At 42.4% G+C, this 14233-nt stretch carries 12 protein-coding genes; 7 read left to right on the top strand and 5 right to left on the bottom strand.

The features are described from left to right. Window positions 1-415 precede the first annotated feature (415 nt). From AAEY75_RS11975 to AAEY75_RS11955, 5 genes are all read left to right on the top strand, one after another. Entirely contained in the window at window positions 416-694 is a 279-nt protein-coding gene (locus tag AAEY75_RS11975; protein WP_352259699.1) for a helix-turn-helix transcriptional regulator, read from the top strand. A 165-nt stretch (window positions 695-859) separates the two neighbouring features. Then, entirely contained in the window at window positions 860-1111 is a 252-nt protein-coding gene (locus tag AAEY75_RS11970) for a helix-turn-helix domain-containing protein (RefSeq protein WP_352259698.1), read from the top strand. Continuing rightward, window positions 1104-3209, top strand: a complete 2106-nt coding sequence (locus AAEY75_RS11965) for a DUF3987 domain-containing protein (protein WP_352259697.1) — start codon at window positions 1104-1106, stop codon at window positions 3207-3209. The genes AAEY75_RS11970 and AAEY75_RS11965 overlap by 8 nt, the downstream gene beginning before the upstream one ends. A 197-nt stretch (window positions 3210-3406) precedes the next feature. Further along, window positions 3407-3637: a type II toxin-antitoxin system RelE/ParE family toxin gene (locus AAEY75_RS11960; RefSeq protein WP_352259722.1), complete on the top strand. Its 231-nt coding sequence runs from the start codon at window positions 3407-3409 to the stop codon at window positions 3635-3637. Between the two features lie 149 nt (window positions 3638-3786). Then, window positions 3787-3918, top strand: a complete 132-nt coding sequence (locus AAEY75_RS11955) for a hypothetical protein (protein ID WP_352259696.1) — start codon at window positions 3787-3789, stop codon at window positions 3916-3918. A 353-nt stretch (window positions 3919-4271) separates the two neighbouring features. Here the strand turns inward: AAEY75_RS11955 and AAEY75_RS11950 are convergent, their stop codons facing one another. The 4 genes from AAEY75_RS11950 to AAEY75_RS11935 form a co-directional block, all read right to left on the bottom strand. Continuing rightward, the gene (locus tag AAEY75_RS11950; protein ID WP_352259721.1) at window positions 4272-7517 is read right to left on the bottom strand and encodes a type I restriction endonuclease subunit R; all 3246 of its coding nucleotides are present in this window, start codon (window positions 7515-7517) and stop codon (window positions 4272-4274) included. A gap of 61 nt (window positions 7518-7578) precedes the next feature. Further along, window positions 7579-7956 (bottom strand): tetratricopeptide repeat protein, encoded by a 378-nt coding sequence (locus tag AAEY75_RS11945; protein ID WP_352259695.1) that lies wholly within the window; start codon window positions 7954-7956, stop codon window positions 7579-7581. A 100-nt stretch (window positions 7957-8056) separates the two neighbouring features. Next, complete coding sequence (locus AAEY75_RS11940; protein WP_352259694.1) at window positions 8057-9376, bottom strand: restriction endonuclease subunit S; 1320 nt, start codon at window positions 9374-9376, stop codon at window positions 8057-8059. After that, window positions 9376-11796: a type I restriction-modification system subunit M gene (locus AAEY75_RS11935; protein WP_352259693.1), complete on the bottom strand. Its 2421-nt coding sequence runs from the start codon at window positions 11794-11796 to the stop codon at window positions 9376-9378. The genes AAEY75_RS11940 and AAEY75_RS11935 overlap by 1 nt, the downstream gene beginning before the upstream one ends. A 479-nt stretch (window positions 11797-12275) precedes the next feature. Between AAEY75_RS11935 and AAEY75_RS11930 the strand changes: the two genes are divergently transcribed. Then, entirely contained in the window at window positions 12276-12572 is a 297-nt protein-coding gene (locus AAEY75_RS11930; RefSeq protein WP_352259692.1) for a contact-dependent growth inhibition system immunity protein, read from the top strand. Between the two features lie 423 nt (window positions 12573-12995). On the opposite strand, the gene AAEY75_RS11925 is transcribed toward AAEY75_RS11930, so the two are convergent. Beyond that, entirely contained in the window at window positions 12996-13376 is a 381-nt protein-coding gene (locus tag AAEY75_RS11925; protein ID WP_197217926.1) for a hypothetical protein, read from the bottom strand. A 35-nt stretch (window positions 13377-13411) separates the two neighbouring features. Between AAEY75_RS11925 and AAEY75_RS11920 the strand changes: the two genes are divergently transcribed. After that, the gene (locus tag AAEY75_RS11920; RefSeq protein WP_197217927.1) at window positions 13412-14212 is read left to right on the top strand and encodes an SIR2 family NAD-dependent protein deacylase; all 801 of its coding nucleotides are present in this window, start codon (window positions 13412-13414) and stop codon (window positions 14210-14212) included. Window positions 14213-14233: the final 21 nt, after the last annotated feature.

The raw sequence follows: 14233 nt of genomic DNA, 5'->3' as shown, positions 1-14233 counted from the left end.
CGCCTAGTCGCCAAACTTAAAAGCGATTTATCTGCCCACCTATTTTATTGAGAAACCGACATAAGGAAACAAATTCTTGAGATAAACAACCCCCGAAAGAGAGGATAGAGATATCAGAAATTTATATGCTGGTTATTGCTAACATTCTATATTTGAAAATTAATAGAATGTTAAAGATATACTACCAGTGATAGCAAAATTAGCAAGTTAATATTGCTATATCAGACCTCTCTTATCTTCTCTCTTAAAAGCTGCAAAATCATGCACATCAAGGCGCTAAGCTAAATTGCAGACGTAAAGCTAAATTACAAAAAAACTAAATCTGTCTTGTAAACAATAAGACGGTCTAGGTGCTTTATTGCCAATTTTTTGACTTACCGCTAATTTAGACAAAAAATTTAAGAGAAGAAATAATATGATAATATTAAAAGATCAGTATTTGAGAATGGCAGATCTTGCCAATCAGCCCGCACGTACTGCCAAGACCTATATTACAAAGTCAGGTCAGGAGCGTACCGTCACCCCCAAAGCCGCCACACGTGGTATCACTGGTTTTTCCGCTAAACATATCTATCATTTAATTAATCAAGATAAATTCCCAGCACCCGTGAAAATCGGACGGGCTAGTCTATGGCGCTTGTCTGATATTAATCAATGGTTAGAAGGTCATACTAACGATATGAGGGGCAGCTGATTATGTACAAACATAAAAAACCAGTAGAAAGACGCAGCTTATTACTAAGCTTTATAAACTTCCTATTCTGGATATGTCTTTTAGGTTTATCTCTGTCATTGCTTCTATTTCAGCAACCAACATCACAACTGGAGCATGAAATCAAGAAGATGGAGGTTAAACAGGATGCGTAAACCTAAAATTACTCAGACACAAGTTATAAAAATTCACTTGCTATCTGGAAAGTCAATTACAACATGGGAAGCCATACAGCTCTACCGTATAACTTGCTTAGCTACTCGTATAAGCGAGCTTAGAAGGTTAGGGCTACAGATAGAGCAGGAACGCATTGATAGCGATGATACACATTGGCAAGTGTATTGGCTCGATAGTGGTTATATACAGTCTTATATGGCTAATGGTGATGAAAATGAATAATACAGATAAAACAAAGCCCCAAGCTGATGACAAGGGGCTTAACACTTTACTAGGCTCAACAAAGCAAACTAGCACCGATATTATAGCAAATGATGAGATAACAAGCAGCCTGATAGAGCTAGGTCAAGGCGATAAATTAAGACAGTTTGGTGATACTTTCACTATCTATAATGGCGATAGAAAAAGTGAGATAATTAACACTGCTGGCAAGGTGGCTATGGTATTAAGTGACAACTTGCACCAGCCAGCTAATATAGGCATTTATACCCCTAACAGTGATAAGTCTATAAAAGTAACAGACCCAAGCCAACCTAGCGCCTTTATCATTGGCAGTCTTAACTTAGATAGCGAATGGTATGCAGTAAAGAGCTTAACTGAGGGTATAGAGCTATATAGGCAATTAATAAGCCAAGTGCTAAACGTCACCATTTTAGTCAGTGCTAACCCTTTTCACTTTAATAGCATGGTCAAGCATTTTGCAGAGGTTAAGCAAGTCATTGTTATAGCTACCATAGATAGAAAGGACGAACTAACAAAGCCATTGCTAGGGGTAAACGTTAAAGCCGTTATTACTGTGTTTGACTTGCTGCTATCCTTTGACAATCATCAGACGCTTGATGACGTTTTAAGCGACCCTGATACCATCATTCAAGACTTACTAGATAAGGCATGGCCCGACCCCGAACCATTAGCCAATGACCCTAGTACACCGACGCCTTACCCTATAGACGCATGGAACGGAATTTTAAGACGAGTTGTTGAAGCCGTAGCATATTATGCACAAGTACCGTTTGCTATGGCAGCTCAATGCATATTAGGAGCACTTGCACATATAGGGCAGCAATTTGTTGATGCACCGTTTGGGCATGGTCACAAGCCAGCCAGCTTGATACTGATAACAGAGGCTGAAAGCGGTGCAGGTAAAACCGAAGCTATGAACTTAACCCACTTTAAGATAAATGAATATGAAAAGCAGCAATATGAGCAATATTTAATTGACTTAGATATATGGGAAACAGAAAAAGCTAGCTTAAAAGGTGGTGAGTTAACGGCATTCCTTGATAGCACGCCAAAGCCTTATAATCCTGAAACTGTCTTTAAAGAAGCTACTATAGAAACCATACTTGATAAGTACGTCAATCTTGAGATTATTAATGGCTCATGGGCAACAGATGACGGGGCGCAATTTTTCAACGGTCATTCAATGACCAGCAAGACCGCAGCTAATGCCTTAACCAGTTTCACCGACCTATATAGTGGTGGTGTGGTCAATCGTACACGCTCGCTTAAGAATGCTTTTGCCAATCCACGTACTAAAGCTTATGACGCGCGTTTTACGCTGATGCTGATGGCTCAACGCATCATTTTGGAACCAGCATTAACTGACCCACTGCTGAACGGTCAAGGATTTTTACCTCGCGCTCTGATTGCCTGCCCCCCTGACTTACGAGGATATCGGACATGGAATGACCCAAAGCGCAGGCATGACAATCCTTATATTAATCCTTACCTGATAGAATACTGGTCGCGCTGTCAAACCTTGCTAGACCCATTACCAGCTAATGAGCCTACCGACAGCACAGGCAAGCCTAAGCGTACCAAAATGCAATGGGCTGATGAAAAGACCGAACAAGCCTTTTATGACCAGTTACAAGCTATTGAGGATAGAGAAAAGCAAGGCGGAGCGTTTGCCACTGTCAAAGCCTATGCGTCACGTATGGCTGAAAACGCCAGCCGTATAGCATCATTAATGGCATTCTTTGAGGGGCATAAGACTATCACTACAGACGATATAACACGTGCCTTCATGTTGGTTGAATATTCTACAGCCGAGCGCTTACGTTATCTTGATGCACCCCCCACAGGTGAACAGAACGATAGTGAGAAGTTAAGTAGCTGGCTAGTGGGTAAAGCTAAAATTAAAAATACTAATAAGTTAAATAGAACTTATATTGCTAATAATGCACCTAATCCTATGCGTAAAAGCACGAAGTTATTACAGATTGAGTTAGACAAATTAGAGTCTGCCAAACATATCACGCAAGAAATGGAAGGTCTTAGCAAGATGATATTCATTAACCCTAAACTATACGACTAGTATTAACGCTTAAGAAAACTTGCTTAAGCTGCTTGAATAACCTTTAGCCTTTGTAGTTAAGGGCTTTTAATTAAGACTCTTAAATCTTAAACTTGCTTAAAGTGCTTAAACTGAACTTAAAGCAAACCAAATTGAGACGAACTTAAGCAGTTTAAGCAACGCTAAGCAAACGCCTATCTTAAGCCAGTCGTACACCTATTGTAGGTTACAACCAACTTAAGCAGTTTAAGCAGCTATTCTTAGATATTCAACACTACGGTAAGCCATGCAGAGCATTTTATGTGTTCGACCCTTATAGACAGGCAGTGATGCTATGTGGTGGTGATAGAACAGGTGACAAGCGTTTTTATGAGCGAATGATGCCAATAGCCGAAAGCATCTATCAAGCGTGCCTTGAAACGCTAGACAACAAGGAGAACAAGAAATGAGTAAATTTACGAACTCAAATGACTATATGGCAACATTGCCAGAAGATAGACAAAGCCCTATTACTGACAAAGCTAAGCGCTTAAGCTAATCTATTGAGCTAGCTAAACTTAGAAAGATAAGAAAACTCAAACAGTCGGAGCTTACCGCTATGATGAGCATATCACAAGTAGAAAGCGGCAAGAACATTCAACTATCCACCCTACAAAACTATGTACAGTCACTAGGGAGCGAAGTGGTCATTACTGCTAAGATGCCAAACTTTAAAGTCATATTAATGTGAAGCCCTCATCCTATGACAACGAGTCAAGAATGAAAGGCAGGCATTCATCGTCTGCTTTTTTTTCTTGATCACAGTATATTTATTGAGAATCAGACCCTAATCCAAACTTGGATTACACATATTAACCGCCATTACTTACTATCTTTAACACCCTAAATTAGGAATAAAAACCAAGGAATCAAGCTAAAAGGGAATCAAAAATCGCATTTTTCAGGATATTCGAATCACGCTAATCGCTTAAGCTTCAATAGATACAGCGGAATCAGAGAAGAAAAAAGGAATCAAGAAAAAATGCTTTGATTCCCTTGTCTAAATACTACTCTTAAAATACTATCCTTCTTTAAAAATCTTACCTACGCGTGATCACCCAGCTTCGTATCAAGCATCAATCGAATAAACTGCTTAAACTGATTCGGGTTAGACAGTAGATGCATGGTCATGTCTTCAAACGTACCTTTGGCATCAAACATAGCGTCCTCGGCAGCGTTTGGATAACCGCCCAGCATAATCTGATCAACACTGTTATTGGTAAACTGCTTAACCACGATCTCGTTTTCAGTGACCTTATCCCAAATGGTATTCATAAAGTTCACTTTGTCCTTGTCGGTAAAGTCCTCACCAGCAAAAACTTCATTCAACCGTTCAATAATCTGTGATAGCAGCGCTTCTTGTTTGTCTTTAGGCGTGGCTGTGCCCGCTCCACTGCCACCATCTAACTGATACTCAGACTTGCCCTCTTGCAGCTTTAAGTCCTGTTGGTGCAGCTTTGAGACACGGTAATGGCTCATGACGATGTTACTTAGATCAACCTCATCTTCATCACGCCCGCTTTCACGTAGTAGAGGCTGTAGGTTACGCGCGTATAGGCTCAGTTTCTCTAAGTCCTTGCTATCATAGTCCACGATTTGCGATAGAAACTCATACTGGCGGGTAAACGTCCCTAAGTCCTTCTTAAAGATTTCTAGCGCGTCTTGATCGGTCTTAAAACCTTTGTAGTCATTCTCAGCATTGGTGATTAGCACCACATTGCCGGTCTCTTTGGCTTGCTCAAGTATATTCTTAGCATGCTGTGCTTTTGTACGAGCCTTATGGTATTGCTTTTGCCAACGCTCGACCGCTGGCTTGCAGATATTACTGATGGCCGCATTAGACTTGTTCTTACTGTAGAAGGCCTCAACGAATTGCTCGACCTCATGCCATAAGAAAATACCGCTGGCACGCAACTTCTCATAAAGGTCAAACACCTGATCAGGGTCAGACACATCCGCTAAGGTTGCGGTCTCATAGTATGGCTGAAAGGCTTCAAGAATATCGTTAGGATCATTAAAGAAATCGAGCACAAACGTACCGCTCTCTGCTTTGCCCTTATAGGTACGGTTCAGCCGTGAAAGGGTCTGTACGCAGTCCACGCCTGTTAGCTTCTTATCCACGTACATGGCGCACAGTTTGGGCTGGTCAAAGCCTGTCTGGAATTTATTAGCTACCAGCATCACTTGATAGTCATCACTGTCAAAGGCCTTACGTAGATCACGGCCTTTTAACCCGATATTCATATTATGCTCGGTGAACTTCTCACCAAGTAATTCGCCGCTGTCAGGGTCATTATCAGTAAAGGTGACTTCACCTGAGAACGCGACCATTGCATTGATGTTTCTATAACCGTAATCAGCAATATAGTTATCAAAAGCGATTTTGTAGCGTACTGCTTCTTTACGTGAGCCTGTCACGACCATCGCTTTGGCTTGCCCGCCTAATAAGCCTTTAATGTTGTCATTAAAATGCTCAATAATGATCTTAACCTTCTGGGCGATATTGTGCTCATGCAAGCGCACCCAGTTATTGAGCTTAATTTTGGCGCGGCGAGCATCGACCTCATCATCAGCGGCGGCAAGCTTCTGCTTGAGCTGATAGACCACTTTGTAATTGGTGTAGTTCTTGAGCACATCTAAGATAAAACCCTCTTCAATGGCTTGGCGCATTGAATAGACATGGTAAGCGGCTGGCAGGTTATCTTTTGAGGCTGGCAAGTCAGGATTAGGCAAGCGTCCGAATAGCTCAATAGTTTTCGGTTTAGGCGTGGCGGTAAAGGCATAGTAGCTTAGATTAGGACTGCTACGGCGGGCAGCAAGTGTGGCGTCCATTATGACATCAAGGCTATCTTCGCTAGATAGTGGTACATCATTCTCGGCAGCATTATTAGCAGTACTGCCTTGCTTACTCTCTATATCACCTGAGACCAACACTTCTTTGAGCTGGCGTGCAGTAGAGCCTGTTTGTGAGGAATGGGCTTCATCGGCAATGATGGCATAACGGCGCGACTTGAGCACACTTGAGTCTTCAATGGCTTTGAGTACAAACGGGAAGGTCTGAATGGTCACGATAATGATCGGCTGTGAGTTGACCAATGCGCTGGCAAGCTGCTCAGACTTTGAGCCGTCACTCTCTTTTCTATTGATCTTACCGACCACGCCATCGGCATGTTCAAACTGATAAATAGTATCTTGAAGCTGGTCATCAAGCACGGTACGGTCGGTGATGACAATGACTGAATGAAACTGCTTATCGCCGTCACTGTTATATAAGGTGGATAGCTGATGGGCAGTCCATGCGATAGAGTTAGATTTACCCGATCCTGCACTATGTTGAATGAGGTATTTCTGGCCAGCGCCTTCATCAATGGCGGCATTGACCAACTTAGTCACCACATCCCACTGATGATAGCGCGGGAACATCATGGTCTCTTTTTTAGACTTACGGCCAATCGCGTCCTCTTCCTCATCGATCTGCAAGTGCATGAAGTGGCCGAGGATGGCAAGCAGGTTCTCTGGCGTGAGCACTTCATTCCATAGGTAATCAGTGGCATATTGGCTGATATCTTCAGGGATATCATTACCTGCGCCGCCCTCACTGGTACCTTTGTTAAACGGTAAGAAGTAAGTACTATCTCCTGCCAGCCTAGTGGTCATATAGACTTCATACTGACTAACAGCGAAATGCACCAATGCGCCACGCTTAAATGTCAGCAGCGGCTCAGGTTTCTTGGTATCTGGGTCTTTTGGCAGGCGTGTCTTCTTATACTGAGTAATCGCATTTTGCACCGCTTGCTTAAACTCAGACTTTAGCTCCATCGTTGTGACGGGCAAGCCATTGACGAACAGCACTACATCGATACGGTTACGCTTAGCGACTTTACCGTCAGTGCTATCCTTTAGGCTGGTATGAGGGCTATAGACCACCTCAGGAACCACACGGCAGATATTGGCCTCATAGCGTGCCATCGTCTCAGGGTTGAGACTGTGCTCAGGCTTAAACTGACATAAATCAAAACGAGCGTTACGAATCTTGAGGCCATGACGTAATACACCCAATGTGCCATAAGTGCGAGAGGCTCTATCGGTTGAGTGTTCATCGGCCTTATTAAGCTGCTTCACCAATGCAGTGATAAAGTGGCGCTCAGAATCGATAGGAAAGGTGCGGCAGAATTTCTCCCACTCCTTTAGCTGGGTCGTCTGCACAAAGTCGAGTGCGTCTTGCTCATATAGCGCGGTCTCAGCCTGATAGCCGCTGGCATGACCTACTTGCCAGCCTTGCGTTTGCATTTGGCTGACGATATCGGCTTGGAAGACAGATTCGTAGGTAGTGTCGGTCACGTAAATTCCTTTAATTACTTAACATTTCGATCAGTTCATCTTCGAGCATATAAAGATTATCTAGATATATAACAGCATCTTGGTTGCCTTGAGCCAAAGCTTTGTCAAGCCAATATTCGGCGGCTTCTATATCCTGAGGAATGCCATAACCTACTGAATAAGCCATCCCTAACATAACTTGCGCTTCTGAATCGCCCTTTTTAGCATCTGAATGATACTGAGTCATCATATCGTCGAACTCTACCTGATCTGACGGATGATAGCTGAGACTCGCTTGAGGATCGCCAAGTTTATTTAGTGCGATCAAGTTGTTGAGGTTCTCAGCCGCCATCGCTGATGAGCAATACCCTAGCACGAGAACGATAATAATCTTTTGTAAAACCGACATGGTGTTCCCTTTTAATAGTCTAAACTTAAGCTGCTTATCAACTTAAGTTTTTAAAGGTATAGGATGCTTTCTAATGCTGCGTGATATCTAACTTATCCTGTTAAGCGTTATCAGGCACTTGCCAGCCCCTCACATCAATCTTACCCGTAACCGCAGCAGATATTAAAGCGGTACGGCGTTCTTGCATCAAGGTAATTGCTGATTTAGCTTTATCAAGAAGTCGATCAATCTTCACTACTTCATCATTTAGAAAGTTGATTATTTCTTCTTGCTCAGATAGCGGTGGCATAATGACTTTCACATTTTTTAGGCTATCAATACCCACATTGCCTTGAGTATTCGAGTTGATATACATTGTTATTGCTTGCAAAAATGCTTGCGACTTTAAATAACGAAATAGATACTTACCAGACGTTCTTTCTGAATTTGGCTTAATGGTTACACAAGAGTATGAGACTAAAAAATCAGCATCAATATCAACATATGAGAGCGTTCCAATCGTTGCATACCTAGCGAAAATGATGTCATCTTTTGATGCTTTAATTTTTCTAGATAGTTTTACGTAATCACTATGAGCAACTTGTTTACAGTTCTCGAAATCAATCTCACTTACTAAGTCTCGTAAATCACCTGTCATTACATATGGTATGCCGGTATCTATCGATTTGGGCATATAGTGATCAATATCTCCGACAGCATTTATTACATAATCGAATTTAATAAACTCCCAATGCTCAGGCACACCCCCTAACCATTCGACACCTGAATCTTTCATCGAAACATCAGGATTTAAGCCTTTCGTCACCGCATGACTGATGACCGCTTGGCGCTTTTCTTTTAACAATTGGATAAGGGTTTTTTGCTTATCAATTAGGGTATCGATTTGGGCGGTTTCATAGTCGAGAAAATTGGCGATTTGGGTTTGCTCAAACTCAGGAGGCAATAAAACAGGATACTTATTAAAGGCATCGTTAGATAAGTTTGTTTGATTTGAACCATCATCAAACATCAAAAAATAAGGGCTTCTATTTAATTGATAATAAAGAAACTTAGCATGCACTTTTTTTGCAGTTATAGCACACACCCTTTGATTTACTGCATATTTCTTTTTGTCATCTATAAAAAAAGCTCTTGCTAGTGCTCGCCCATTAGGTAAGTCACTCATTACCATGAGAATATCATTGAGCTTTGCAGGGGTTATATTTACTTTGGAACGCTTAAATGACTTGCCTTGTGTTGAAACAAACCGAGCACTTACACAGATAAATTCTCCATCATCATCTATAAACGGCTCATGTGCTTTTCCCTGTCTAAACTCACACAAAGCAGAAAGAGGCTTAACTTTCCAGCTAACTGGTATCTCATCTAAAAAGACACTCTCAAAATTCTTATACTCTTCATACTGCTTATATTTTGCCATTACGAATGCACCTCACCCAATAACTGCATAATCTCGCTACTGACCGCATCCAAATCCGCATCGATATCGGCTAGCGGGCGTGGTGGCTCATACACGTAGAAGTGACGGTTAAACGGTATCTCAAAGCCGACAATGCCAATCTCTTCATCGATGGCATCTGTCTTGTCGCTATTAATCCACGCATCAGGCACATGCGGCTGCACTTCACGCGCGAAGTAACTTTCAATCAGCTCAGTAGTGGTTACTTCAGGATTGAGCGGTACGTTTTCATAATCCCGTAAATCGCTGTCTGTTTGGAACTCTACAATTTTGGCTGGCTTGTCTGCTTGTTGAGTAGTCGTGGCAGCTTTATAGCTAAACGCACCATATAGCGGGTTAGCAACCTTGACCGCTTTTTTGATGACGGGTTCTGCTTCAGGATTTTTCCACGTGATCGCATCTAGCAGTTGTTTCTTCTCTTTAGCGTCAAGACTAATATCTAAACTGGCATCAGCATCTTTTAATGCTTGTTTAAGCACTTTATCAAACTCATTGAAGTCATCGAACTGATTCGTTCCTATAGCCGATTGTAGGGCCTTGGCTTTGTTCATCAGGGCGAGCTGCGACTGCCATATTTTGCTATCCAACACGTCTTTGATTTGCTTTTCTTTCAGCTCGCTAAAATCAGCCTTAATCATTGCTCGTGCTTCTAACGTGACCGCTGATAAATCGCCATAGCTGTTATTATTGCTGTCAGTTGTCCAATTATCACCAAATGCCTCATACAGTGCTGGCATGACCATATCGAACGGCTTAGGCGCATAACGTAAGCTATCAATGGCGCTGTCAGATAACTGAGCAGACAAACGGAGTGGGCGCTCAATCGTGATACGGCGATAGCCAAACTCATGAGTGGCAAATATCTTACTGGCAAAAGTCTTAGCAGGCTCAGCTTTAGGATTGGCAGACTGACGGCCACGGTTAGACTTCACCTCTTCTGGCTTATCTAGCACACGCGCATCGACCACCTCAAAGTTGCCGAAGCTTTTGGTAATGGTTTTGATATCGTCTTCACTCATCTCATTACGCTTAGAGCCCAGTGATTTACGCATCTTACTGTATAGATTGCTACCATCGATTAATTGCACCTTGCCACGGCGCTCATCTGCTTTCTTATTGCTTAGCACCCATACATAGGTGGCAATGCCAGTGTTATAGAACATATCGGTCGGTAGAGCGATAATAGCTTCAAGTAAATCGGCCTCTAAGATATAACGGCGAATCTCACTCTCGCCACTGCCTGCGCCGCCCGTGAATAGCGGTGAGCCATTTAAGATAATACCAATACGGCTGCCTTGATTGCTGTTTGCGCTGCTTTGAGTGCTACTATCCGTCCCTTCACTCTCACCTTGTCCATGACCGACAATCGGACGCATCTTGCTAATCAGATGCATCAAGAACAATAGCGAGCCATCAGACACGCGCGGCAAGCCCGCCCCAAAGCGACCATCAAAGCCTTTTTGTGTATGCTCGTCATTTATCTCACCTGATATCTTTTTCCAGTCCACCCCAAACGGTGGGTTAGACAGCATGTAATCAAACTTCTCAGCGACCAGCTGATCACTAGACAACGTATTGCCCAGCTTAATGTTATTCACCTCTTGCCCTTTGATCAGCATATCGGCTTTACAGATGGCATAAGACTCAGGGTTGAGCTCTTGCCCATAGGTACGCATGACCGCATCAGGGTTCAGCTCTAGCACGTATTCCATACCAGAGGATAGGAAACCGCCCGTACCTGCTGTTGGGTCATAAATGGTGCGAATGATGCCGTCTTTGGTCAGTGCGTCATCATCTTCCATAAACACCAGTGAAGTCGTCAGGCGCACGATATCACGCGGGGTAAAATGCTCCCCTGCGGTCTCGTTTGAGCTTTCAGCAAAGCGGCGAATTAACTCTTCAAACACAAAACCCATTTCATGGTTAGAGATAGCGTCAGGGCTAAGATCGGTATTGGCAAACTTCTGCACCACTTTATACAGTAAGTTAGCATCTGCCAGTTGCCCGACAAACTCTTCAAACTTGAAGTGCTCGAATATCTCACGCGCGTCTTTAGAGAATGATTGCACATAGGTATTGAGGTTATCTTTGATATCGCTCTGACCCATCTTGCTCAAATCCATGGGCGAGGTATTATAAAACGCATGCTTGCTGGCACGAATGATGAACTTCTCTTGCGCTTCCTCTGGCAGACCCTTTTCAGCGATACGCTCACTCTCAGCCACCACAGCAGCTTTGGTGTCCGCTAATACGCACTCTAGGCGGCGCAGTAGTGTGAATGGCAGGATGATGCGGCCGTATTGAGACTGCTTAAAGTCACCACGTAATAGGTCAGCGACAGACCAGATGAAAGCCGCTGTTTGAGAGAAGTTTTTGGTCATGGGAGTATCTTTTGGTTGTTGGGCAAGGTTGAGTGCTTGGGATTATAGGACAGGCTTAAAATTAGACTACACGTGCTGCGATGGAATACATCGACTTATGACGGCTTATAAAGCTCATTGTATGATAGTAGAGTATATAAAGGCTAGTATGCAAACTTAATGTTAGTTATATTTGATAAGAAAATTATGATCGATAAATGATGATATTGGTTGGAATAAAAATAGATAAAATACAGAAATTAGGAATAAAAAAGACCGTTTTTTTCAAATTCTTCCTAAGAAAAAACCCTCTTCAGCTTAAGAAAGTTGAGGCTTACACTGGAATAATCAAAAATAAGCAGGAAGAAAAAATACGCAAAAAAATGGAATAATTATTTTCCGCAGAACTGCCCCAAATATGCAAGATTATTTACATATCGGCTCATATAAAAGCTCGACTGTAAGCTCAGTAGTGCCATAAATATTATGCACAAGGAAACATGATGATTGATACGTTTGTATATCTGATGAATGCCTACTTCTATCAAGATTGGCAGGCAGAGTACTCTGATCCTAGAGCGAATGACGCAGATGTAATCATTCGTTTTGCGAGTAATGAAAATATGGAGATATTAAACAGCTTAGCTCAAGACCTTGAGTATATATTAGAGAATAATCTTGCAGAGACAATTTTTGAAAGTAACAGCTTTGACTTCGACCCAGTATTAAACGGTTATATTAGTGAGCAAGCATGGGTTGAATCAGCTTATGAGACATTAATTGCTGAAATCAGATAATTCACTTTCATTAGCATAATTATTTTGTAACCAGTTTTTAACTCGTAAACTAGAAATAAAAGGCAGGGATAGCATATATTAAATGTTGTACATATCGTTGTACATATAAATATTTTTTAATAAAATAAACATATATATCAATAACTTATATTATGTGATTGACTCCCGCCGAGCGCACCAATCATTATATTTACAGCCTCGCTCCACCCTTCCTTAGCACTACCCTAAACTGCCCATACTCATCAAACCTACATGTCCAAATGTTTGCGGTTTTTCTGTGCCCGTATACTTCTGAGGCTCTCACCTATAGTCGGTTCGGTATAATTTGGATACAAGGAAGCCGAGTGAAAGTACTACAAATAGTAGACTGAGCGAGACTGACACCGTACCCAATTTATAGAGGATTGACTATAATAACAAAATTTACTCTGCCTCTTGCAAATTGGCAGTCAATTGAGCACGGCTGGGTACACGGTGGTAATTAATCACAGGAACATCTCCCAAACGACGTTGACCAACGTCTATTTTTTTATCAATGGTAATCATCGCGATTTTTTTGTCTTGCTTACTGAGCAATAAATGATTCGCTTTACGGTTTACTCGATAATCAGGGAAATACTGCTTCAATAATGCTGAGGTTTTTTGTAGGCTATCATTAATAGGTTTATTCGCCTTTGCACTCATTTTGTGGCTGTGTTTGTGGCTATGTTTTTCGCCCGCTTTAGCACCACGCGCCTTTGCCAACATCCATAAGACTGCGATAACGGCAAACAGTATGACAAGCCACCAAATTCCATCTATCATAAGAAAAAATATCCATCATTAGCAAGGGTTGGCTCATGTTAGCAGAATTATCACCAGCGTTAATAGCAGAAGTAGAACTTGCCACCAAGTTACTGAAATCGAAACAGCGTATTTGCATTTTGACAGGGGCTGGTATTTCTGCAGAAAGCGGTATCCCAACGTTTCGAGACAAACAAACAGGGTTGTGGGAGAACTATGGCGTAGAAGATTTGGCCACGCCAGATGCGTTCATTCGCGATCCAAAGCTAGTGTGGTCATGGTATCAATGGCGCCGGCAAGTGGTCGCCGATAAAAGACCTAACCCTGCACATGATGCCTTAGCACAGTGGCAGTATTATGCCCAGTCCTCCAATCAGCAAGTGACACTCATCACCCAAAATGTCGATGACTTGCACGAGCAAGCTGGTAGTACCGTGACCCATTTACATGGCAATCTGTGGTGCAATCGTTGTAGTCAGTGCGAGAGGCCCTACCCAAACCAAGCAAGGAACTCATATAGCGGCGAAAATGTGCCTAGCTTTGACGAAACGCTGATGACCTGTGAACATTGCGATGGATATATCAGACCAGACATCGTGTGGTTTGGTGAAGCGTTGCCTGTAGATGAGTGGCAAACAGCTGAAAATGCTGCGACTAACTGCGAGGTGTTTATTAGTATTGGCACATCAAGCCTCGTCTACCCTGCTGCGGGACTATCTCAGCTAGCCAAACAAAATGGCGCCCAAATTATCGAGATAAACCCAGACCCGACACCGAATACACTCGTTGATATAACGTTAGCAGAAAAAGCTGGCATCATTCTGCCACTATTAATACAAGAGATTACTGCGCTATAGCCGTAACGGAATGACAGATAC

The sequence above is a fragment of the Psychrobacter sp. TB55-MNA-CIBAN-0194 genome, assembly GCF_040309505.1.
Lineage (GTDB): Bacteria > Pseudomonadota > Gammaproteobacteria > Pseudomonadales > Moraxellaceae > Psychrobacter > Psychrobacter fozii.
The sequence above is the reverse complement of the archived record's forward strand: the minus strand, read 5'-3'. Positions and strand labels throughout refer to the sequence as shown.

Bases quoted from the DNA above. Each gene is read 5' to 3' on its own strand.
- AAEY75_RS11975 (WP_352259699.1), top strand. From the start codon at position 416: ATGATAATATTAAAAGATCAGTATTTGAGAATGGCAGATCTTGCCAAT.
- AAEY75_RS11970 (WP_352259698.1), top strand. From the start codon at position 860: ATGCGTAAACCTAAAATTACTCAGACACAAGTTATAAAAATTCACTTG.
- AAEY75_RS11965 (WP_352259697.1), top strand. From the start codon at position 1,104: ATGAATAATACAGATAAAACAAAGCCCCAAGCTGATGACAAGGGGCTT.
- AAEY75_RS11955 (WP_352259696.1), top strand. From the start codon at position 3,787: ATGATGAGCATATCACAAGTAGAAAGCGGCAAGAACATTCAACTATCC.
- AAEY75_RS11950 (WP_352259721.1), bottom strand. From the start codon at position 7,517: ATGCAAACGCAAGGCTGGCAAGTAGGTCATGCCAGCGGCTATCAGGCT.
- AAEY75_RS11945 (WP_352259695.1), bottom strand. From the start codon at position 7,956: ATGTCGGTTTTACAAAAGATTATTATCGTTCTCGTGCTAGGGTATTGC.
- AAEY75_RS11940 (WP_352259694.1), bottom strand. From the start codon at position 9,376: ATGGCAAAATATAAGCAGTATGAAGAGTATAAGAATTTTGAGAGTGTC.
- AAEY75_RS11935 (WP_352259693.1), bottom strand. From the start codon at position 11,796: ATGACCAAAAACTTCTCTCAAACAGCGGCTTTCATCTGGTCTGTCGCT.
- AAEY75_RS11930 (WP_352259692.1), top strand. From the start codon at position 12,276: ATGATGATTGATACGTTTGTATATCTGATGAATGCCTACTTCTATCAA.
- AAEY75_RS11925 (WP_197217926.1), bottom strand. From the start codon at position 13,376: ATGATAGATGGAATTTGGTGGCTTGTCATACTGTTTGCCGTTATCGCA.
- AAEY75_RS11920 (WP_197217927.1), top strand. From the start codon at position 13,412: ATGTTAGCAGAATTATCACCAGCGTTAATAGCAGAAGTAGAACTTGCC.